At 65.3% G+C, this 20,606-nt stretch carries 17 protein-coding genes and 1 riboswitch; of the genes, 12 read left to right on the forward strand and 5 right to left on the reverse strand.

What is annotated here, in order from left to right; genetic code table 11:
- The first annotated feature begins 44 nt into the window (after positions 1-44).
- Genes xylA through ACSU1L_RS13205 form a run of 4 tightly spaced genes read left to right on the forward strand, consistent with a single transcriptional unit; the run spans position 45 to position 3,996 of the window.
- Complete coding sequence (gene xylA / locus ACSU1L_RS13190; protein WP_439256097.1) at positions 45-1,232, forward strand: xylose isomerase; 1,188 nt, start codon at positions 45-47, stop codon at positions 1,230-1,232.
- A gap of 2 nt (positions 1,233-1,234) precedes the next feature.
- On the forward strand, positions 1,235-2,686 hold the full coding sequence (xylB, locus tag ACSU1L_RS13195; RefSeq protein ID WP_439256098.1) for a xylulokinase: 1,452 nt from the start codon (positions 1,235-1,237) through the stop codon (positions 2,684-2,686).
- Positions 2,683-3,402 carry a DUF6882 domain-containing protein gene (locus ACSU1L_RS13200; RefSeq protein WP_438253207.1) on the forward strand — a complete coding sequence of 240 codons (720 nt, stop codon included), beginning with the start codon at positions 2,683-2,685 and terminating at the stop codon, positions 3,400-3,402. The genes xylB and ACSU1L_RS13200 overlap by 4 nt, the downstream gene beginning before the upstream one ends.
- A gap of 51 nt (positions 3,403-3,453) precedes the next feature.
- Positions 3,454-3,996 carry a hypothetical protein gene (locus tag ACSU1L_RS13205; protein ID WP_438253206.1) on the forward strand — a complete coding sequence of 181 codons (543 nt, stop codon included), beginning with the start codon at positions 3,454-3,456 and terminating at the stop codon, positions 3,994-3,996.
- Between the two features lie 105 nt (positions 3,997-4,101).
- Here ACSU1L_RS13205 and ACSU1L_RS13210 read toward each other — a convergent pair whose 3' ends face one another.
- Together ACSU1L_RS13210 and glyA are read right to left on the reverse strand one after the other, a co-directional pair.
- Entirely contained in the window at positions 4,102-4,989 is an 888-nt protein-coding gene (locus tag ACSU1L_RS13210) for a bifunctional methylenetetrahydrofolate dehydrogenase/methenyltetrahydrofolate cyclohydrolase (protein WP_439256099.1), read from the reverse strand.
- Positions 4,986-6,260 (reverse strand): serine hydroxymethyltransferase, encoded by a 1,275-nt coding sequence (gene glyA / locus ACSU1L_RS13215; RefSeq protein ID WP_439256100.1) that lies wholly within the window; start codon positions 6,258-6,260, stop codon positions 4,986-4,988. Before glyA ends, ACSU1L_RS13210 begins: the two co-directional genes overlap by 4 nt.
- A 62-nt stretch (positions 6,261-6,322) precedes the next feature.
- A riboswitch (ZMP/ZTP riboswitch) is annotated at positions 6,323-6,407 on the reverse strand.
- Positions 6,408-6,481: 74 nt separating this feature from the next.
- Here glyA and ACSU1L_RS13220 point away from each other — a divergent pair.
- The 6 genes from ACSU1L_RS13220 (at position 6,482) to ACSU1L_RS13245 (ending at position 13,834) form a co-directional block, all read left to right on the forward strand.
- Positions 6,482-7,981 (forward strand): beta-N-acetylhexosaminidase, encoded by a 1,500-nt coding sequence (locus ACSU1L_RS13220; protein WP_438253203.1) that lies wholly within the window; start codon positions 6,482-6,484, stop codon positions 7,979-7,981.
- Positions 7,978-9,126, forward strand: coding sequence for an N-acetylglucosamine-6-phosphate deacetylase (gene nagA, locus ACSU1L_RS13225; protein WP_438253202.1), 1,149 nt, complete (start codon positions 7,978-7,980; stop codon positions 9,124-9,126). The genes ACSU1L_RS13220 and nagA overlap by 4 nt, the downstream gene beginning before the upstream one ends.
- A 381-nt stretch (positions 9,127-9,507) precedes the next feature.
- Complete coding sequence (locus ACSU1L_RS13230) at positions 9,508-11,673, forward strand: sigma-70 family RNA polymerase sigma factor (RefSeq protein WP_439256102.1); 2,166 nt, start codon at positions 9,508-9,510, stop codon at positions 11,671-11,673.
- A gap of 31 nt (positions 11,674-11,704) precedes the next feature.
- Entirely contained in the window at positions 11,705-12,076 is a 372-nt protein-coding gene (locus tag ACSU1L_RS13235; RefSeq protein WP_438253200.1) for a YrdB family protein, read from the forward strand.
- On the forward strand, positions 12,073-13,434 hold the full coding sequence (locus ACSU1L_RS13240; RefSeq protein WP_438253199.1) for an FAD-binding oxidoreductase: 1,362 nt from the start codon (positions 12,073-12,075) through the stop codon (positions 13,432-13,434). The genes ACSU1L_RS13235 and ACSU1L_RS13240 overlap by 4 nt, the downstream gene beginning before the upstream one ends.
- Positions 13,427-13,834 carry an NUDIX hydrolase gene (locus tag ACSU1L_RS13245; RefSeq protein ID WP_438253198.1) on the forward strand — a complete coding sequence of 136 codons (408 nt, stop codon included), beginning with the start codon at positions 13,427-13,429 and terminating at the stop codon, positions 13,832-13,834. The genes ACSU1L_RS13240 and ACSU1L_RS13245 overlap by 8 nt, the downstream gene beginning before the upstream one ends.
- A gap of 91 nt (positions 13,835-13,925) precedes the next feature.
- Here ACSU1L_RS13245 and nagB read toward each other — a convergent pair whose 3' ends face one another.
- Together nagB and ACSU1L_RS13255 are read right to left on the reverse strand one after the other, a co-directional pair.
- On the reverse strand, positions 13,926-14,705 hold the full coding sequence (nagB, locus tag ACSU1L_RS13250; protein ID WP_438253197.1) for a glucosamine-6-phosphate deaminase: 780 nt from the start codon (positions 14,703-14,705) through the stop codon (positions 13,926-13,928).
- Between the two features lie 150 nt (positions 14,706-14,855).
- The gene (locus tag ACSU1L_RS13255; RefSeq protein WP_438253196.1) at positions 14,856-16,040 is read right to left on the reverse strand and encodes an ROK family protein; all 1,185 of its coding nucleotides are present in this window, start codon (positions 16,038-16,040) and stop codon (positions 14,856-14,858) included.
- Between the two features lie 193 nt (positions 16,041-16,233).
- Between ACSU1L_RS13255 and ACSU1L_RS13260 the strand changes: the two genes are divergently transcribed.
- Positions 16,234-17,697: a L,D-transpeptidase family protein gene (locus ACSU1L_RS13260; protein ID WP_438253195.1), complete on the forward strand. Its 1,464-nt coding sequence runs from the start codon at positions 16,234-16,236 to the stop codon at positions 17,695-17,697.
- 69 nt (positions 17,698-17,766) lie between these two features.
- Here ACSU1L_RS13260 and ACSU1L_RS13265 read toward each other — a convergent pair whose 3' ends face one another.
- Positions 17,767-19,986, reverse strand: coding sequence for an NADP-dependent isocitrate dehydrogenase (locus tag ACSU1L_RS13265; protein WP_439256103.1), 2,220 nt, complete (start codon positions 19,984-19,986; stop codon positions 17,767-17,769).
- Between the two features lie 118 nt (positions 19,987-20,104).
- On the opposite strand from ACSU1L_RS13265, the gene ACSU1L_RS13270 reads away from it, so the two are divergent.
- Positions 20,105-20,563 carry a GNAT family N-acetyltransferase gene (locus tag ACSU1L_RS13270; RefSeq protein ID WP_438253193.1) on the forward strand — a complete coding sequence of 153 codons (459 nt, stop codon included), beginning with the start codon at positions 20,105-20,107 and terminating at the stop codon, positions 20,561-20,563.
- Positions 20,564-20,606: the final 43 nt, after the last annotated feature.

Below are 20,606 nucleotides of genomic sequence, written 5' to 3' on the forward strand. Positions count from 1 at the left end.
CAACAATTTACGTACGCGACGACGCGTCGCAAGAAGGAGCCGTCATGGTCACCCCCACCCGCGAAGACAAGTTCTCCTTTGGTCTGTGGACCATCGATTACAACGGCACCGACCCGTTCGGCGGTCCGACCCGGCCGCGTCTCGACGTCGTACATGCAGTTGAGAAGCTCTCCGAACTCGGCGCCTACGGTCTCACCTTCCATGACGATGATCTGTTCGCCTTCGGCACGACCGATGCCGAGCGCCAGAAGCAGATCGATCGCCTGAAGGGCGCGCTGGCCGACACCGGCCTGGTCGTGCCGATGGTCACCACCAACCTGTTCAGCGCACCGGTCTTCAAGGATGGCGGCTTCACCTCGAACGACCGCGACGTGCGCCGCTTCGCCCTGCGCAAGGTTTTCCGCCAGCTCGACCTCGGTGCTGAGCTCGGCGCCAAGACGTTCGTAATGTGGGGCGGCCGCGAGGGCGCCGAGTACGACTCGGCCAAGGACGTCCGCTCGGCACTGGAGCGCTACCGCGAGGCCGTGAACCTCCTCGGCGACTACGTCACCGACAAGGGCTACGACATCCGTTTCGCCATCGAGCCCAAGCCCAACGAGCCCCGCGGCGACATCCTCCTGCCGACGCTTGGCCACGCGATCGCGTTCATCGGCTCGCTTGCACGCCCCGAGCTCTTCGGCGTCAACCCCGAGGTCGGCCACGAGCAGATGGCTGGGCTCAACTTCACCGCCGGCATCGCGCAGGCGCTGTACCACGACAAGCTCTTCCACATCGACCTCAACGGTCAGCGCGGCATCAAGTACGACCAGGACCTCGTGTTCGGTCACGGCGACCTGCACAACGCATTCTCACTGGTCGACCTGCTCGAAAACGGCGGCCCTGGCGGCGTCCCTGCCTACGACGGACCGCGCCACTTCGACTACAAGCCGTCGCGCACAGAAGACGAGACCGGCGTCTGGGACTCTGCCGCCGCCAACATGCGCACCTACCTGTTGCTGAAGGAGCGTGCTGCGGCCTTCCGCGCCGATCCCGAGGTGCAGGAGGCACTCGCCGCGGCCAAGGTCGACGAGCTGGCCAAGCCCACGCTGAACGACGGTGAGACATACGACGACTTCCTCGCCGACCGCAGCGCCTACGAAGACTTCGACGCCGACGCTTACCTCGGCGGCAAGGGCTTCGGGTTCGTTCGTCTGCAGCAGCTCGCTACCGAGCACCTGCTCGGCGCACGCTGATCGTGACGCTGGTCGCTGGCGTCGACTCGTCGACGCAGAGTTGCAAGGTCGTCATCCGTGATGTCGACTCCGGTGCTGTCATCCGGTCCGGCCGTGCCGGGCATCCGGAAGGCACCGAGGTCGATCCCGCCGCCTGGTGGAACGCGCTGCAGAGCGCGATCACGGATGCCGGTGGCCTTGACGACGTCGCCGCCATCGGCGTCGGCGGCCAGCAGCACGGCCTGGTGGCGCTTGACGCCGCCGGTCACGTCATCCGTCCGGCACTGCTGTGGAACGACACCCGTTCCGCAGACGCAGCAGCAGCCCTCGCCTCCGAAGTCGGAGCCGCCGAATACGCTCGGCGCACCGGCGTCGTGCCGGTCGCATCGTTCACGGCGAGCAAGGTGCGCTGGGTCGCTGATGCCGAACCCGAAAATGCCGCCCGCATCGCGGCGATCGCGCTCCCCCACGACTGGCTGACCTGGCGTCTGCGCGGCTACGGTCCCGCAGACCAATCACCGCTCGGCGCCGTGCTCAGCGAGCTCGTCACCGATCGATCGGATGCCAGCGGCACCGCATACTTCGATCCGGCCAGAAACGAATACGACCGGGAGCTGCTGTCGATCGCGCTGCGTCGCGATGCCGCTGACATCGTGCTCCCCCGGGTCCTCGGCCCCTCCGATCACGTCTCGGGGCACAACGGCATCCTCGTCACCGGTGGCGCTGGAGACAACGCCGCCGCAGCTCTCGGAATGGGCGCCGGCAGCGGAGATATCGGTGTCTCCATCGGCACCAGCGGCACCGTGTTCGCAGTGACTGATGTCGCTGTCACCGACGCCTCCGGTACCGTCGCCGGCTTTGCTGATGCCTCCGGTGGATTCCTTCCCCTGGTGGCGACGCTCAACGCGGCCCGTGTGCTGGATGCCACGGCATCCCTGCTCGGTGTCGATCACGATGAACTCGGCCGGCTGGCGCTGGCGGCAGAACCCGGTGCCGGCGGACTCGTCCTGCAGCCCTGGTTCGAGGGCGAACGCACACCGAATCTGCCGAATGCCACGGCGACCCTGTTCGGGATGACATTGGGCTCCACCAGTCGTGAGAACCTTGCCCGCGCTGCGATCGAGGGCGTGCTGTGCGGTCTGGCTGAGGGCCTTGACCGCATCCGCAGCCACGGTGTCAGTGCCGAGCGCATCCTGCTTGTGGGCGGGGCGGCGCAGAATGAGGCCGTTGCACGGATCGCGGCGCAGGTGTTCGACGCCCCCGTCGTGGTGCCCGCTCCCGGCGAGTACGTCGCGATGGGCGCTGCCATCCAGGCGGCCTGGGGCCTCACCGGCACCGTGCCGACCTGGTCGGTCGCGATCACCGTGCGTGTCGATGCGGAAACTCAGCCGATCATCCGCGAGCAGTACGCCGCGCGGCTCGAAGTGAGCAAAAGTGGCGAACTCATAGGCGGAGCCTCCACACTAGAAGCATGACCTTCGCAGCCCTGCAGCCTCTCGCCGATCGCGCCGCACTGTTCGTCGCTCTCCGACAGGAGGCGCTCACCGCCGCCGCCGAGCGACTCGGTGAGCACCGCTGGGATGCGGACATGACAGCGGGAACGCTCACCTTCACGTCCAATGCGAATCCGGAGCAGCAGCTGGTCAGCGCTGCACACCTGGTGGCGACGATCGCTCCGGGGCCACGATCGCTGCTGTGGGCGTGGGCGCACCCGCAGGGCGACCCGAACGGCATCGCCGGACAGTTGCGCGACTATGGCATCAAGTACGACATCGCAGCGCTGGCACAGTCCGAGCTGCTCTTCCCCGAAGACACCGGCGACGATCTCGATGAGTGGATGACGCAGGCCGCACACCAGGTCGGCAACGTCGCGGTGGAGATCACCGGACGCTCGCCGTACTACTCGGCTCCGATCGATGGCGGCACACGCGCGGTCTTCCTGCTGGATGCTCCCCTCGATCCGCTCACTGTGCGAGATGCCGTGATCGCCGCGCCCCGCTTGTTGGAAAGCCTCGCGCTGCGCGACGCCCGCTCGGCGGTGTGGGATGCCGCTCGCCTCGCCGGCTGGAACATGCAGTGGACGGACGAGCAGTTCTCGGGTGCCACTGTCAGCGACGCCAGCGGCGAAGCCACTTTCCGCTTCGACGAGCAGGCTCGAGTCATCGGTGTGGAAAGCACACTCGGAGCCTAAATCTCTTCGGTGTTCTCGCGCCGTCCGGTGCGAACGTGACATGCTGTGAACATGAAGAAGTGGCTGGTGCGGGCCGTCTCGCTGTATGTGTTCAACGTGGCAGCGCTGCTGTTGATCGGACTGATCATGCGCAGCGTGCAGGTCGGCTGGCATGCACTGTGGGCAGCGGTCGTCTTGACACTGGCAACGCTTGCGCTGAAGCCCCTGCTGCTGAAGTTGTTCCGCCAGTCAGCCGCGAAGTCGGCCAGCGCACGCACGAGGTTCGGCGAGAAGCTCGTGCAGTACGTGCTCGTGTTCGTCGTCGAACTGATCGTGTGGGTGCTGACCGTTATCTTCAGCGGTGTCGCGGTGCACGGATGGTTCTGGGGCTACGTTCTCCCGCCGGTCTACCTGCTCATCGCCTGGGTGATCTACGACCAGATAGACGATCGGATCGAAGCGAAGACCGGCGCCGTGATCGGGTCGGTGCGGTCGAAGATGACGGGTACGACGGCATCCGATTCGATGCCGCCGTCGCCTGCGGCATCCTCGGGGCGTGCCGAACTGAATGATGGTCTGACGCCCGAACAGCGGCGGATGCTGGACAACCTGTAGCCGGCGGGCCGCCGCGTTGTTGCATTCCGCGGAGCCTGTGACGAATGTCGGAGGTTCTCGCCGAATCTCTCCGACATGCGTCACAGGGTCCGACAGGTGTAACAGTCAGTCCGCGGCAGCAAGCCGTTCCGCGGCCTCGACCACGTTCGTCAGGAGCAAGGCGACGGTCATCGGACCGACACCACCGGGGTTCGGCGACAGGAAACCGGCGACCTCGGCGACATCAGGATGCACATCGCCGTAGACCTTGTTCTTGCCGGTCTCCGGGTTGCTTTCGCGCGTGACGCCGACGTCGAGAACAGCTGCCCCCGGCTTCACGTCTTCCGCACGGATGAGGTGCTTCACACCCGCACCGGCGACGATCACATCGGCCTGACGAAGGTACGGCGACATGTCGGGCGTGCCGGTGTGCACCTGGGTCACGGTCGCGTTGATGTCGCGGCGCGTCAGCAGCAGCCCCATCGGCCGCCCGATCGTCACCCCGCGTCCGACGACCACGACGTGCTTCCCCGCGAGGTCGTATCCATTTCGCTGCAGCAGCTCGATCACGCCGCGCGGTGTGCACGGCAGCGGCGTGTGGATCGGCGCGTTGACGTTGAGCACAAGCCGACCGAGGTTGGTCGGGTGCAGGCCGTCGGCGTCCTTGTCCGGGTCGATCCGCTCGAGAATCGCATCGGTGTCGATGTGCTTCGGCAGCGGCAGCTGCACAATGTAGCCGTGGCAGTCCGGGTCGGCGTTGAGCTCGTCGATCAGCGCTTCGACCTGCTCCTGTGTGGCATCCGCCGGTAGCTCACGCTGGATCGAGTTCATTCCGACCGCTTCGGACTGCCGATGCTTCATCCCGACATACAACTGGGATGCCGGATCGGCGCCAACGAGCACCGTCGCGATGCCGGGCGTGATGCCCTTCACCTTGAGTGCGGCGACGCGTTCGGTCAGTTCCGCTTTGATCTCCGCGGAGGCCGCTTTGCCGTCGAGGACGACAGCGGTCACTGCTGCAGCCCCGGGTAGAGCGGGAACGCACCGGTGAGAGCATCGACGCGCGCCTTGAGAGCCTCGACATCGGCGCCCGGCAGCAGCGCCAAGGCGATGACGTCGGCAGCCTCGGTGAACTCGGCGTCGCCGAAACCACGGGTCGCAAGCGCCGGGGTGCCGATGCGCAGGCCCGACGTCACCATCGGCGGACGCGGGTCGTTCGGCACAGCGTTGCGGTTGACCGTGATGTGAATGTCGTGCAGCAGATCCTCGGCCTGCTTGCCGTCGATCTCGGCGTCACGCAGGTCGACGAGCACGAGGTGCACGTCGGTTCCGCCAGAGCGTACGGCGATGCCGGCATCCTTCACATCCTGCTGGGTGAGTCGCTCGGCGAGGATTGCAGCCCCGCGGACGGTGCGCTCCTGGCGCTCCTTGAACTCCGGCGACGCCGCGATCTTGAACGCGGTCGCCTTGGCCGCGATCACATGCATGAGCGGTCCGCCCTGCTGGCCGGGGAAGACCGCCGAGTTGATCTTCTTCGCAAGGTCGGCGTCGTTGGTCAGAATGAAGCCCGAGCGCGGACCACCGATTGTCTTGTGCACGGTTGAGGAGACGACGTGCGCGTGCGGTACGGGGTTCGGGTGGATGCCGGCGGCGACGAGACCGGCGAAGTGAGCCATGTCGACCCAGAGCAAGGCACCGACCTCATCGGCGATCGCGCGGAACGCGGCGAAGTCGAGCTGGCGCGGATAGGCAGACCAGCCAGCGATGATGACCTTGGGCTTGTGCTCGATGGCCAGTCGGCGCACCTCGTCCATGTCGACGAGCGAGGTCTCCGGGTTCACGCCGTAGGCGACGATGTCGTAGAGGCGGCCGGAGAAGTTGATCTTCATGCCGTGCGTCAGGTGTCCGCCGTGGTCGAGCGACAGCCCGAGCAGCGTGTCACCGGGACGTGCGATGGCGTGCAGCACGGCGGCGTTCGCGGTCGCACCGGAGTGCGGCTGAACGTTCGCGAACTGGGCACCGAACAGGCTCTTGGCCCGCTCGATCGCGAGGGACTCGGCGACGTCGACCTCTTCGCAGCCACCGTAGTAGCGGCGACCGGGGTAGCCCTCGGCGTACTTGTTCGTCAGCACCGATCCCTGAGACTGCAGGATGGAGACGGGTACGAAGTTCTCGGATGCGATCATCTCGAGGTAGCCGCGCTGCCGGTTCAGCTCGCGCTCGAGAACCTCGGCGATCTCAGGATCAACCTCGGAAAGCGGGGCGTTGAAGTACGGGTCGGTCATGTCGTCCTCTTTTCGTCAGGATTCGGTCGTGTGAGCACATCCGCACAGCGGACGCGTCAAAACGCATCGGCCCAGGCGCGCGGTCGAATTTCCGTAACGGTCGCTCCCCGGTGGTGACCCACCCAGACGCCAGTCGCGACGGTTCGAGCATAGCGGAATTCCCGAGTCCCACAGTAGCCGTGAAGCCCCGCGGACACAGCGCCACAGGATAGATTTCGTTCATGGTCCTTCCTGTTGTTCCGCTCCCTGCTTCTCTCGTGGAATCCCCCGGCTCGCTCACGCTCACCCCCCGCACACGCATCGTCGCGAATGACGAGACGGATGCCGCGGCATCCATCCTCGCGAAGTCGATCGCCGAACGCACCGGGCTCACGCTCCCGGTCGTCGCAGAACCGGCCGCAGCCGGTGACCTCGTGCTGCGACACACGAAAGACACCGGCGAGGGGTACGCACTTCGCATCGACGACGCCGTCGAGCTCTCCGGATCAGCCGCTGGTCTCTTCTACGGCATCCAGACCATCCGTCAGCTGTTGACCGGCGCCGATGACGTCTGGACTCTCCCCCGCGTCGCGATCGACGACGCGCCGCGCTTCGGCTACCGCGGCGTGATGCTCGATGTCGTTCGCACCTTCTTCGATGTCGACACCGTCAAGGCGTTCATCGACCGGGCGGCGTCGCTGAAGTTCAACCGTCTGCACCTGCATCTCACCGACGATCAGGGTTGGCGTCTGCATATCGAGAGCCGCCCGCTGCTGACCGAACGCGCCGCCAGCACGGCTTCCCTCGGTCGCCCTGGCGGGTTCTACACGCACGACGACTTCCGCGAGATCGTCCGATATGCCGCTGAGCAGCACGTGATGGTGATTCCGGAGATTGATCTGCCCGGCCATACCCATGCGATCGGTCTCGCCTACCCCGAGCTCGTCGAGGATCCGGTGATGACCGACAACCTCCGCGCACAGGCTCGCGAACTCGGACAGCCCCTGCCCGTGGCGGGCGAACCGTACCGGGGCTGGGGTGTCGGACACTCGTCGGTGAAGATCCATGACGAGGCGACGTGGACGTTCCTCAGTGACGTGCTGACCGAGGTCGTAGCGCTCACTCCGGGTCCGTATCTGCATGTCGGTGGCGATGAGGCTCACGGCACACCGCAGACCGACTTCGACGCATTCGTCGAACGTGTCACGGCACTCACCACGCGCCTCGGAAAAACTCCCGTCGCCTGGCATGAAGCAGGATCCGCGCAGGTCGCCGAGGGAACCATCGGCCAGTACTGGGGCAGCACAACTCCTGCCGGCACGAACGCTGACGATGTTCGTCGGTTCGCCGAGCGCGACGGCGCGGTGATCATGTCACCGTCAGATACGGCCTACCTCGATCAGAAGTACGACGCGGACTTCCCCCTCGGGCTGGATTGGGCGGCGCTCATCGATCTGGAGACCGCGTACAGCTGGGAACCGGCATCCATCGTCGCCGGTCTGCCGGAGACCGCGATCATCGGTGTCGAAGCGCCGCTATGGTCTGAGACTCTCACCTCGCTGGCCGACATCGACCAGCTCTTCTTCCCCCGTGCCGCAGCAATCGCCGAGGTGGCTTGGTCATCAGCCGATTCTCGCGATTGGGCATCGTTCCGTTCTCGCATCGGGCATCTCGATGTGCGTTGGGATGCCGCAGGCTGGGGAGGACACCGTCCCGCCGAGATCACTTGGAGCAACCGTTGAACACCACCCTGATCCACTCCGCTCGCCTCATCACCGAAGGTGAGGAAACCGCTGATGCCTGGGTGCGGTTCGAAGGTGGCGTCGTCGCGGCCACCGGCACGGGTAGCGATTGGGCACCTGCTGACGCCGTGATCGACGCGACCGAGGTTGCCGGTGCCGGCGCCATCCTCACGCCCGGATTCATCGATATCCACGGTCACGGCGGCGCCGGGGCAGCCTTCGACGACGGCATCGAGGCGATCCGCACCGCCCGCGACCTGCATCGCACGCACGGTACGACGCGAGCTGTGATCTCTCTGGTTACAGCCCCCGTCGATGATCTCGTCCGTCGGGTCGGTGAGATCGCCGATCTCATGCAGACGGATGCCGACATCGTCGGTTCCCACCTCGAGGGCCCTTACCTCGACCCGGCACACAAAGGTGCGCACGAGCCGACGCTGCTGCGGCATCCGGAAGCCTCCGAGGTGCAGCGCCTGCTGGATGCCGGTCGCGGCACGATCCGCCAAGTCACCATCGCCCCCGAGCTTCCCGGTGGAATCGAAGCGATCCGGTTGATCGTGGCTTCGGGCGCCGCCGCGGCTGTCGGTCATACGAGTGCCGATGCCGCGCAGGCCGTCGCCGCGTTCGAGGCGGGTGCGACGATCCTCACGCACGCTTTCAACGCCATGCCGGGCATCCACCACCGCGCCCCGGGACCCGTGCTCACCGCTGCAGCCGACCACCGCGTAATCCTCGAGGCGATCGCCGACAATGTGCACCTGCACCCGCCCGTGATCAAGTTGCTCTTCGACTCGGCGCCGGGACGCGTGGCGCTGGTGACGGATGCCATGGCCGCAGCCGGCAGCGCCGATGGCAGCTACGACCTGGGGGCGGTGAAGGTGACGGTGACCGATGGCATCGCCCGCACCGACGAGACCGGATCGATCGCCGGATCGACGTTGACGCAGGATGTGGCCTTGCGACGAGCCGTGCAGGCCGGGGCGTCTCTCGTCGAGGCGATTCGCGCGCTGACGGAGACGCCGGCTCGAGCTATTGGTCTCGGTGACCAGCTCGGACGGCTCATTCCCGGATATCAGGCGGATGCCGTACTGCTGGATGCCGACCTGCAGGTCGTCCACGTGCAGACGGGCGGCGCACTGCGCTGAGCGCGGGCGCGGGCGCGGGGCTGAGCGCAGGGGCGGGCCACCACTCCCCAGCAGCAGCCCGCGCTCCCCAGACGCGAGACAGGCGGCCCAGGAACTCCTCCCCCGAGGCACCTGAGCCGCCTAACCGTGCATTTCCCCCGCACGGTGCCGAACTCCGCCCCCCGGTGGAGTTCTGATGGCTGTCTCTATTTGATGAGACGACGACCTGGTGGATTCATTACGCGAAAGTCGAAGATTCTTTTCGAGAGTTGTTCGTTCGCGATGAACAGGGGTGACATCACAGGCAATTTCGAGGAGAATAGGCCAGTCGCGTGATGAAAGACAGCATCCCGCGTCTCTTCTTGTGAGAGCAACTCCGTCTCTCACGACCAATGGAAACCAGTGCAGAACGACGAGACTTTTGAGGCCGGCCCCGCCGATGCCGATCTGATCCTGCGCACCCGTTCGGGTGACAGCGCAGCATTCGGTGAACTCTGGCGACGCCACTACCCGTCGGGGATGTCCGTCGCGCGCTCGATCACCTCCAGCATCGACCCGGACGATCTGGTGCAAGAGGCGTACACACGCATCTATCAGGCGGTGCTCAAAGGCGGCGGACCGAACGGTTCGTTCCGTGCATATCTGTTCACCAGCATCCGGAACACCGCGGCATCGTGGGGCCGTTCGCGTGTCGAAACGCCGATGGACGAGCTCGAGACCATCCCGGATCCGGACAGCACCGACCAGGCCGCGAACGATGCTCTCGACCGCAGCCTCACCGCCCAGGCATTCCGCAGCCTTCCCACGCGCTGGCAGGAGGTGCTCTGGTACACCGAGATCGAGCGGATGAAGCCAGCAGAGGTCGCACCGCTGCTGGGGATGAAGGCTGGCGCGGTCTCGCAACTGGCATTCCGTGCGCGCGAGGGCTTGCGAGAAGCGTGGATCGGTGCGCATCTGCGCAGCACGAAAGACGGCTCCGAGTGCCACTGGACCATCGAACACCTCGGTGCGTATTCGCGCGGCAACCTCAGCGCTCGCGATCAGAAGCGCGCTGATCTGCACCTCGATGAGTGTGCCCGATGCATGATCGTGGCAGCAGAGGCGAAGGACGTATCCAACCGGCTTGCTCTCGTTCTGCTCCCTCTCGTGCTCGGTGTTGCCGGGGCAGCCGGATACGCCGCGATGCTTCAGGGCAGCGGGGTGCCAATCGTGGCGCTGGCTGCGATGCCGTCATCCGTAAGCGGTAGTGCTGTCAGCGTCGGCGGCGCGGGAGTGACTGCAGGAACCGGCGCGCTTCACGGCAATAGTGGGGCGGCTGGAGGCACAACGGCAGGAGCCGGTTCCGGCGGCGCAGTCGGAGGCGGCGCGACCGGGGTCGGTGCAGCAGGCGGTGGTATCTTCACCGGCATCGGCGCTCTGGTCGGCGCCGGATCCGCGGCAGTTCTCGTCGCCGGCGCAGTCGCAGCGGCAGCGATCGTCCCGGGGCTGGTCAACGCCGCTCCCGTCATGTCGATGTCCAGCGCCAGCGTGCCGGGCGACTCATTGATCACAACGGAAGTCGCCCCGGACGAGAATCTGGATGCTGACGAGAAGTTCGTCCTCGAGATCGCCGAGGATGCTCCCGAGCACGGCACCGACACGAGCACGGAGCCTGAAGTTGAGGCTTCCACTCCACAACCGTCGACTCGGCCCGCCGAGCAGGAAGATCGCCGAGAGGGCGAGGGTGGCGACCAAGTCCCGGCGCCCGAGTCGGAAAAGCCAGCTGAGCCTGGGCCTGAGGTTGTGCCTGACGAGCCGGTCGAGATTGTGCCGGTCGATCCGGCAGACCCGCCTGTCGAGCCAGAGACTCCGCCTGTGCCGGAGATTCCCGGCGATATCCCGACCGGGCCTGTGCCGGATCCTGTTCCCGTGCCGGAGCCCGCGCCTGAGCCAGCCCCCGCGCCTGAGCCAGCCCCCGCGCCGAAGCCTGAGCCAGCCCCCGCGCCTGAGCCAGCCCCCGCGCCGAAGCCTGAGCCAGCCCCCGCGCCTGAGCCAGCCCCCGCGCCGACACCGACACCGACACCGACTCCAGAACCAACACCGGAGCCGACACCAGAACCAACACCGGAGCCGACACCAGAACCAACACCGGAGCCGACACCAGAACCAACACCGGAGCCGACACCAGAACCAACACCGGAGCCGACACCAGAACCAACACCGGAGCCGACTCCAGAACCGACCGACCCTCCCATCGATGAACCGGAAACTACCGTCCCAACCGCTGCAGTCACGCTCGGCGCGACTACGGTCTGGTACGAAGACACCGGTGAACTGTTCAAGAAGACCCACATCACCGTGGTTGTCTCGGGCGTTCCCGGCGAATGGGTTCAGCCGCGAATAGCCGGTGATACCGACGGTACGACTGCGATGATGCTGGATGAGAATGGCCAGGCCACATTCGACCTACGCCCGGGCGGCCTGGAGTTGCTACTCGGCGCGACAGTCACTTTTTCGTATACCGATCATCCGGATGCGCCAGTGGCTACGACGACTCTTGCTGCGCTGATGGGCGCAGCCGTCGACTGAGCAACCTCCCCCGGCCGAATAGACTGGGAGCATGTCCGAAGCTCCTGACGCAATCCCCGGTGTCAATCGTCCGAACATCGCTCCGCTCGACATCATCCGGGCCGTGATCCTGGTCGCAGCGATCGCATCGCTCGTGCTCTGGGGCTTTGCGATGTGGGCCTTCCCGTGGAACCTCGTGTTCGGTATCGGTGCGCCGTTGCTCGTTCTGGTCATCTGGGCGCTGTTCCTGTCGCCGCGTCCTCTGCTTCGCCTGCATCCATTCGTGCGCGCGGTCGTTGAACTGCTCATCTATGCCGGTGTCACCGTTGTTTGGTGGTCGATGGATCAGGCCTGGGTCGGACTCGGCTTCGCCCTCGTCGCCGTCACCGCCGGACTCTTCGCGGGTCGGAGAAACCTGCAGTGACCGTCGCTGCGGCCCTGCGGGACGCTCTCGGCGACATCGTCGATGTCACCGACGGCACGCTTGAAGCCGCGCGCGCAGACCGTTCCGGGCATGCCTCCCCAGGCCGCCCGCTCGCTGTCATTCATGCCGAGACCGTCGAGCATGTGCAGCAGACGATGCGAATCGCCACGCAGACCCGCACACCTGTCGTGGTGCGCGGTGCAGGCACCGGGCTCGCGGGGGCTGCCAACGCCGGGCCCGGTGAGATCGTCCTGTCGACTGTGCGGATGAACCGGGTGCTCGAAGTGCGCCCCGATGATCTCTTCGCCGTCGTCGAGCCCGGCATCCTGAACGCCGAGCTGAACACGCTGCTCGCAGAACACGGGCTGTGGTGGCCGCCCGACCCGGCCAGCCGAGACATCTCCACGGTCGGCGGCAACATCGCCACCGGTGCCGGTGGACTGCTGTGCGCGAAGTACGGCGTCGTGCGCGATGCGGTTCTTGCGATCGATCTCGTACTCGCGGATGGACGGCTCCTGCATCTGGGCCACCGCAGCGTCAAGGGCGTGACCGGGCTCGATCTGACCTCTCTCGTCATCGGTTCGGAGGGAACCCTCGGCGTCGTGGTCGGCGCGACGCTGAAGCTCAAGCGTGTCGTGGCCGGAGACGTCTGCACCATCACAGCGCTGTTTCCCACCGTCACCGATGCGGCCACCGGGTCGGCAGTGGTGACGGCATCCGGCGCTCAGCCCGCGATCATGGAACTCATCGATGCGACCAGCCTCGCAGCCGTCCACCGATTGCTGAGCCTGCCCGCTCCCCCGGCTGGATCGTCTCAACTGACGATCCAGACAGACGGCCCGGCTGCCACGGCAGAGGCCGATCTCATCGCCGCAGTGCTCACCGACGCCGGCGGGCAGGTCGTGCTGAGCTACGACCGCGCTGAAGGCGAACGGTTGCTCGCGATCCGCCGCTCGATCCATCCGGCGCTGTCAGCTCTTGGCACCACGCTGATCGAAGACGTCTCGGTTCCGCGCAGCGCCCTGCCGAGCATGTTTGACGAGATCGCGCGGATCGAGCAGAAGTTTGGCCTGACGATCCCCACCGTTGCGCATGCGGGTGATGGCAACCTGCATCCGAATTTCATCTTCGAGGGGCCCGACGTTCCTGCCCAAATCTGGGAGGCGGCCGATGAACTGTTCCGTGCCGCCATCCGCTTGGGAGGGACGCTGACCGGCGAGCACGGCATCGGGATGCTGAAGAGCCGCTGGCTCGCCGAAGAACTCGGTGAAAACCAGTGGGAGCTGCAGCGTCAGATCAAAGCTGTCTTCGATCCTCTCGGCATCCTCAATCCCGGGAAGGTATTCAACCGTGCCTGACATTCATGTGAGCGCAGCGATCATCCAGGACCCCGCTGGCCGGGTGCTCGTGGTTCGCAAGCAAGGCACGATCGCCTTCATGCAGCCGGGCGGGAAGCCCGAGGCTGGCGAGAACCCCGCGCAGACACTCGCCCGGGAACTCGATGAGGAACTCGGCCTCAAGGTCGATGAGAACGCACTGCGCCCGCTCGGACGGTTCATCTCTGCCGCCGCGAATGAGCCGGGATACCGTGTGGTCGCGGATGCCTTCGCCCTCACGATCGATGCGAGCGAGGTCGCGGTGCAGGCGGAAATCGCCGAGCTGCGTTGGATCACTCCTGCGGAGATCGGCACGCTGCCCTTGGCCCCGCTGAGCGTGGAGCATCTGCTCCCCCTCGCCTGGCCCGCTGTTTCCCCCTAGCGAGCGGGCGGCTGTGGCTCATAAATCGCGAAAACTTGAGCCACGCGCGCCCACTCGCAAGCAGGGGGTGAGGGTGTGGGTGGGGTGGGGGTTAAATTCCCTGCCAGGCGGGCTTGTTCGCGAAGGCGTACCGGTAGTAGTCGACGAGCTTCAGCTTCGACGCTGCTGCCTCGTCGACGACGACTGTGACGTGCTGATGCATCTGAATCGCGGATGCCGGCACCAGCGCGCTGACCGGTCCTTCAACAGCCTCCGCCACAGCACGTGCCTTGCCCTCGCCGAACGCCAGCAGTACCAGGTGACGCGCGCGCAGGATCGTGCCGAGCCCCTGCGTGATGCAGTGCCTCGGCACGTCATCAATCGAGTCGAAGAAGCGCGCGTTGTCCTTGCGTGTCTGCTCGGTGAGTGTCTTCACCCGGGTCTGTGAAGCAAACGACGAGCCCGGCTCGTTGAAGCCGATGTGCCCATCGGTTCCGATCCCGAGGATCTGCAGGTCGACGCCGCCCGCTGCGGTGATCGCTGCTTCGTAGTCGGCGCCGGCGTGCTCGATTCCGTCGAGAGAGCCGTTGGGCACGTGTACGTTCTCCGGGTTCAGCCCGAGAGGTTCGACGACCTCTCGAGTGATCACCGAGCGATAGCTCTCCGGATGCTTCGGGTCGATGCCCGCATACTCATCCAGCGCGAAGCCGCGGACCTGCGACACATCGGTGCCCGCGAGTCGTCCGTGAAGCGCCTGGTAAACCGGCAGTGGCGTCGAACCGGTCGCAAGGCCCAGCACCGTATCCGGGCGGTGTGCGATGAGTCGCACAATCTCGCCCGCCACCAGTGCACCTGCAGCAGCGGCGTTCTCGACAACAACGACTTCAGCCATGGACGACAGTCTCCTCTTCACGAACATGTGCTCCCACCGGCGCGGCGCTGAGAGCAGCCGCAGGGGAACCGGATGGAAGCAGTTCAATTCTCTCATCGAGGCGCGATGGAATCCGCCCGGCCAGACCTCTGACCGGGCGCACCACTGCCACTATGAGACTCCTAATTGTCCCGACAGCACCATCACCGTGGTGCCGAGCAGGACGATGTCATCCTGCGGGGTCAGACGAATTACCACGTCGCGGAACTCGTCGAGAGTCCGCTCGCGAAATGCTGCGAGTGCGGCATCGATGAACGTTCCGCTGAGCAGTTCCGCTGGTCCGTCAACGACGACGTCAGTCAGATCGAGTGCAGCGACGGTGGCAGCGATCGCGATCGCCAATCGGGTACCGGCGTCGCGCAAGATCTCCTCGCGCGCCTCGGGATTGGCATCGATCTCGGCGGTCAGGCGCGTGACGCTCAGCCACGCTTCCAGGCAACCGCGTTTGCCGCAGATGCACTGTGGGCCCCCATCGGTGCCGACCACGACATGGCCGATTTCACCAGCGGCGAAGCGACTGCCGCGCAACGGTTGTCCACCGGAGATGAGTCCGGATCCCACGCCGACCCCGATCTTGATCAGGATGAAGTCCGCACGAGCGGCGCCGAAGGTGTATTCGGCGAGCGCTGCCGCGTTGGCATCATTGCGCACCAGAACCGGGAGGCCGAGAGCAGCGTTCAGCTTCTCCTCCAGCGGAAAATCGATCCAGCCCAGGTTCGGCGAGTTGAGTACGACCCCGTCGGTGCGCACGACACCGGGGGTTCCGACGCCGACGCCGAGCAGGGTTTCTGTGGATGCCGCGATGAGGTCGCGGCCGAGTCCCAGCACCGCGGCAAATGCGGCATCCCCGTCGCCCCGCTCTGTGCGTGCGATCTCGCGACGCTCCACGACTTCACCATCCAGGGTGAGCACGGCGCCCCGGAAGACCTCAGCATCGGAAAGATCTATTCCGATGATCTGATGTCCCTTGCGGTCGATGTCGATGAGAATCGGTGGTTTGCCCGGACCAGAGGTCTCTCGCACACCGAGCTCGACGACGATGCCGTCAGCGATGAACTCCGAGACCAGATCCGAAATAGTCACCCGGGTCAGGCCCGTCTCGCGAGCCAGATCCGCCCGGCTCATCTCGCCTTCGTGGTACAGCATCTGCAGCACCAACGCGCGGTTGTGGCCGCGGGCGTGCTCAGGAAGCGCCTTGACCCGCGAGCGCAGCCTGCGCGATGGCCCGAAGGCATGAGAGCCGACAGTAACTGACTCAGTTACGGGCGCCTGAGGCGTGTCATCCAATGCGGACATATTTGTTAGTAGACCTTACGAACGACAGTTTCGCAACCACTTTTACCCCCAGAGTAAAAAGTCCACGAAAGCAATTTCCTCATCCTACGCCGCAGCTCACCCCTGCCCCGCGACCAACCGTTGCCTCTCCGTTACCCGGCGCACCGTATGATAAAGGGAAGTATGTCGCGTCAAAATCACGGGGGGTGAATTCGTGACTGATCTTGCTGCCACTCCAGGCGCAGACACTGCACAGACCACGGTTGTCACACCGGCGCCACCGCCGCCGGGCGGCAGTGGCCCGTCAGTCGAATGGGCTCCGCACGAGCCCGCACCGAAGAAACGCCGTGTCGGCCTCTGGGTCGGAATTGGCGCAGGAGCTCTGCTGGTCGCTGCCGGTGTTGCCTCCGTATTCTTGATCGCACCGGGAACGACGATCGCTGGCGTCCCTGTCGGAGGCCTGACCCCCGGTGGCGCAACGGATGCCGTCAACTCGCGCCTAGCGAACCTCGAGATCACCCTCACCGATGTCGCCGACGAGCAGGTCATCACCGGCGCCGAGCTCGGCGCTGCCATCGACGCCGGACCTCTGGCTGAAGAAGCATTCGCCGCTCACCCGATGTGGAAGCTCGGCGAATGGATGCCAGAACCGCTCACCGGCACGATCGCCGTCGATCCGGAACTGGCGACCGACGCATTGCGTGCGCTGATTCCGGCCAGCTACACGGATGCTGTCGACGCAACCGTCGCGTTTGACGCGGGCACCGGCACTTACGTCTCCACGGCAGCTGAAGCCGGAACCGGCATCAACCTTGCCGATCTCACCACCGCCATCACCGAAGCTCTCGCTGACGGTGAGAGCTCGATGAGCTACTCCGCGGCTCCCGCCGAATCTCCGGCGCTCATCAGCGACCAAGAAGCCGCCACCACCGTGGAAGAGCTGAACACCATGCTCGCCGCCATCGGCTTCTACGTCGGCGAAGAGCGCACGGTCCCCGTCGAACCAGCCGTCGCCGCCACCTGGCTCAACGTCTCCAACGACGGCAGTGAGTTGAACATCACCGCGGACGAGTCCGCGATCCAGGCTATCGTCGACACCCTGCCCGAACTCGTCAATCGTGCCGCCGTCAACGCCGATGTGATCGTCAACGGCGCAGGAGACGTGCTCCGCGAGATCGTCGCCGGCGTCAGCGGTCGCGAGTTGGGCGACGTCAGCAATGCGGCATCCGACTTCGCTGAGCAGCTTCAAAGCGGCGACGCCGCATTCGAACTGAACGTCAACGAAACCGCGTTCGAGACCACGACGCGGCTGCGTCAGATCGACATCAACCTCGCCACTCAGACCATCACTGTTCTGGAGAACGGCAACGCCATCGACTCTTGGCTCGTCTCCTCCGGCGTCAATGGTTTCAACACGCACACCGGCTCGTACCAGGTCGGCTGGAAGACGTCCAGCCAGAACATGGGCAACCGTGACCTCGCACAGGCTCCGCACTACTTCCAGCCGAATGTGAAGTCGGTCATGTATTTCAACGGCGACCAGGCAATCCACGGTGTGTACTGGCACGAAGCCTGGGGCACGCCCAAGAGCCACGGTTGCGTGGGGATGCCTGAGTGGCGCGCGCAGTGGCTCTACGACTGGTCACCCGAGGGCGTCGGCATCAATATCCACTACTGAGCCAACACTGGCAACAGACAACAATGGGGCCGGATGCCACAGCATCCGGCCCCATTGTTGTCCCTGTGCTTACGCCAGAGCGTCGATGATGCTGTTCAGCGTCGCTGACGGACGCATGATCTTCGCGACCTTGGCGGTGTCGGGGCGGTAGTAGCCACCGATGTCGACGGGGTTGCCCTGTGCGGCCTTCAACTCCTCGACGATCTCCTGCTCCTTGGCAGTGAGGTCTGCGGCGATCGGACCGAAGGCGGCGGCCAGATCTGCATCCTTCGTCTGTGCCGCGAGCTCCTGCGCCCAGTACAGCCCCAGGTAGAAGTGGCTGCCGCGGTTGTCGATCGTGCCGAGCTTGCGGCCGGGCGAACGATCCTCTTCGAGGAACGTTCCGGTCGCAGCATCCAACGTCTCGGCGAGAACGCGCGCCTTCTCGTTTTCGGTGCGGTCTGCGAAGTGCTCGAATGACGCTGCCAGCGCGAAGAACTCGCCCAGCGAGTCCCAGCGCAGGTAGTTCTCCTCCACCAGCTGCTGCACGTGCTTCGGCGCCGATCCACCGGCACCGGTCTCGAACAGGCCTCCGCCGGCGAGCAGCGGAACGATCGAAAGCATCTTGGCGCTCGTTCCGACCTCGAGGATCGGGAACAGGTCGGTCAGGTAGTCACGCAGCACGTTTCCGGTGACCGAGATGGTGTCTTCACCGCGACGCAGGCGCTCCAGCGAGTAACGGGTGGCGTCCTCCGGAGCGAGGACCTTGATCGTCAGCCCCTCGGTGTCGTGATCCTTCAGGTACTCATTGACCTTGGCGATGAGTGCCGCGTCGTGCGAACGTGCCTCGTCCAGCCAGAAGACGGCCGGCGTCGCACTCGCGCGAGCTCGCGTGACGGCCAGCTTCACCCAGTCACGGATCGCAACGTCCTTGGCCTGAGTGCCGCGCCAGATGTCGCCCGGCTGAACGCTGTGCTCGAGCACGACGTCGCCAGCTGCGGTGACTACCTGGATGCGGCCGGCTGCAGTGACCTCGAAGGTCTTGTCGTGGCTACCGTACTCTTCGGCCGCCTGTGCCATGAGGCCGACGTTCGGAACAGTACCGATCGTGGCCGGGTCAAGCGGACCATTGGCGATGACGTCTTCGATGGTCGCCTGGTAGACGCCCGCGTAAGACGAGTCGGGGATGACCGCAATCGTGTCGTCCTCGCCGCCATCCGCTCCCCAGAGCTTTCCGCCGTTGCGGACGAGCGCCGGCATGGATGCATCGACGATGACGTCGGAGGGCACGTGCAGGTTCGTGATGCCCTTGTCGGAGTTCACGTACGACAGGCGCGGCCCATTCTGCATGGCACGGAAGAACGCCTCGGCGATCGTCTCGCCACCGTCGAGGTCGGCGAGTCCTGCGAGGATCGAGCCGAGACCGTCGTTGGCGCTGAGGCCGGCCGCAGCCAGCTTGTCGCCGTACTCGGCGAACACATCAGCGAAGTAGGCCTTCACGACGTGACCGAAGATGATCGGGTCGGACACCTTCATCATCGTGGCCTTGAGGTGCACCGAGTAGAGCACGTCATCCGCCTTGGCGGCGGCAAGCGTCTCAGCGAGGAACGCGTCCAGGGCCGCGGCCGAGAGGAACGTGGCATCCACGATCTCGCCGGGCAGAACCTTCAGGTTCTCCTTGAGCGCGGTAACCGTGCCGTCTTCGGCGACGTGCTGGATGGTCAGCACATCATCGCCGGGGCTGACCCAGCTCTTCTCGTTGGCCTTAAAGTCATCGTGACCGAGAGTCACGACACGAGTCTTGGATCCGTCTGCGAACGGCTTGTTGCGGTGCGGGTGCTTCTTGGCGTAGTTCTTCACTGCCAGCGGCGCGCGGCGATCGCTGTTGCCCTCGCGCAGCACCGGGTTGACGGCCGATCCCTTGATGCGGTCGTAGCGTGCGCGCACGTCCTTCTCTTCGAGAGAGGAGGGCTCGTCCGGGAAGCTGGGCACGTCATAGCCCTGCGCCTGCAACTCGGCGATGGCCGCCTTCAGCTGCGGGATCGATGCCGAGATGTTCGGCAGCTTGATGATGTTCGCCTCGGGGAGCGTGGCCAGTCCACCCAGCTCAGCGAGAGCATCAGAGACTTCCTGGTCGGCCGTCAGCTTCTGCGGGAAGGTCGCGAGGATGCGCCCGGCCAACGAGATGTCGCGGGTTTCGATGTCGATTCCGGCCTGTGCTGCGTAGGCCTGGACGATCGGGAGGAACGATGCAGTGGCCAGAGCCGGTGCCTCGTCCGTGTACGTGTAGATGATGGCGTCGTCGGTCACCGGGAGATTCTCCGTTCACGAGTCAAATTTGTCTCGATACCAAGATACCTGAGTGCCCTCGAAGCCGTTCGCAGACATCTTTTGCCCGCAAAATGCTTCGAGAGGTTACCCTGGGCTTATGTCGGAACTGCGCATGGTCGAACTATCCGCTGCGACGATCGTCGCTGTGAACAACATGTCGCTCAAGCCTGGGCAGGAGCAGTTCCTCGCTCCGGTGTCCTACGGTATCGCCGCCACGGTGATCAACCCGCAGACCTCATGGCAACGAGTCGTCTTGGATCGCAACGAGGTCGTCGGCTTCGTGAGCGCCAACTTTGACGATGAAGCACCCGAAGAGCACTTCCGGTCCGTCCTCTGGCGCATCAACGTCGACGCGGACGATCAGGGTCGCGGTATCGGCCGCTTCGCCGTGGCGAATCTGCTTGACGAGGCCCGCACGCGCGGCATGGAACACGTCAATGTGATCTATGAGGCCGGCAGCGATGGCCCTGAGGCGTTCTTCCGCCGCGTGGGGTTCACCCCGGTCGGCGAGACCGCGTATTCCGAAGTGATCGCCGAAATCCGTCTGACCCCCTGATACCGGCGGCGGGGCTTCGGATCCCCTCCCCCACCGAGGCCTC

Origin of the sequence: Microbacterium sp. A94 (assembly GCF_051842855.1) — a bacterium.
Classification (GTDB): domain Bacteria; phylum Actinomycetota; class Actinomycetes; order Actinomycetales; family Microbacteriaceae; genus Microbacterium.

Coding starts and splice junctions, on each gene's coding strand:
- xylA (WP_439256097.1), top strand. CDS start 45: ATGGTCACCCCCACCCGCGAAGACAAGTTCTCCTTTGGTCTGTGGACC.
- ACSU1L_RS13200 (WP_438253207.1), top strand. CDS start 2,683: ATGACCTTCGCAGCCCTGCAGCCTCTCGCCGATCGCGCCGCACTGTTC.
- ACSU1L_RS13205 (WP_438253206.1), top strand. CDS start 3,454: ATGAAGAAGTGGCTGGTGCGGGCCGTCTCGCTGTATGTGTTCAACGTG.
- glyA (WP_439256100.1), bottom strand. CDS start 6,260: ATGACCGACCCGTACTTCAACGCCCCGCTTTCCGAGGTTGATCCTGAG.
- ACSU1L_RS13220 (WP_438253203.1), top strand. CDS start 6,482: ATGGTCCTTCCTGTTGTTCCGCTCCCTGCTTCTCTCGTGGAATCCCCC.
- ACSU1L_RS13235 (WP_438253200.1), top strand. CDS start 11,705: ATGTCCGAAGCTCCTGACGCAATCCCCGGTGTCAATCGTCCGAACATC.
- nagB (WP_438253197.1), bottom strand. CDS start 14,705: ATGGCTGAAGTCGTTGTTGTCGAGAACGCCGCTGCTGCAGGTGCACTG.
- ACSU1L_RS13255 (WP_438253196.1), bottom strand. CDS start 16,040: ATGTCCGCATTGGATGACACGCCTCAGGCGCCCGTAACTGAGTCAGTT.
- ACSU1L_RS13270 (WP_438253193.1), top strand. CDS start 20,105: ATGTCGGAACTGCGCATGGTCGAACTATCCGCTGCGACGATCGTCGCT.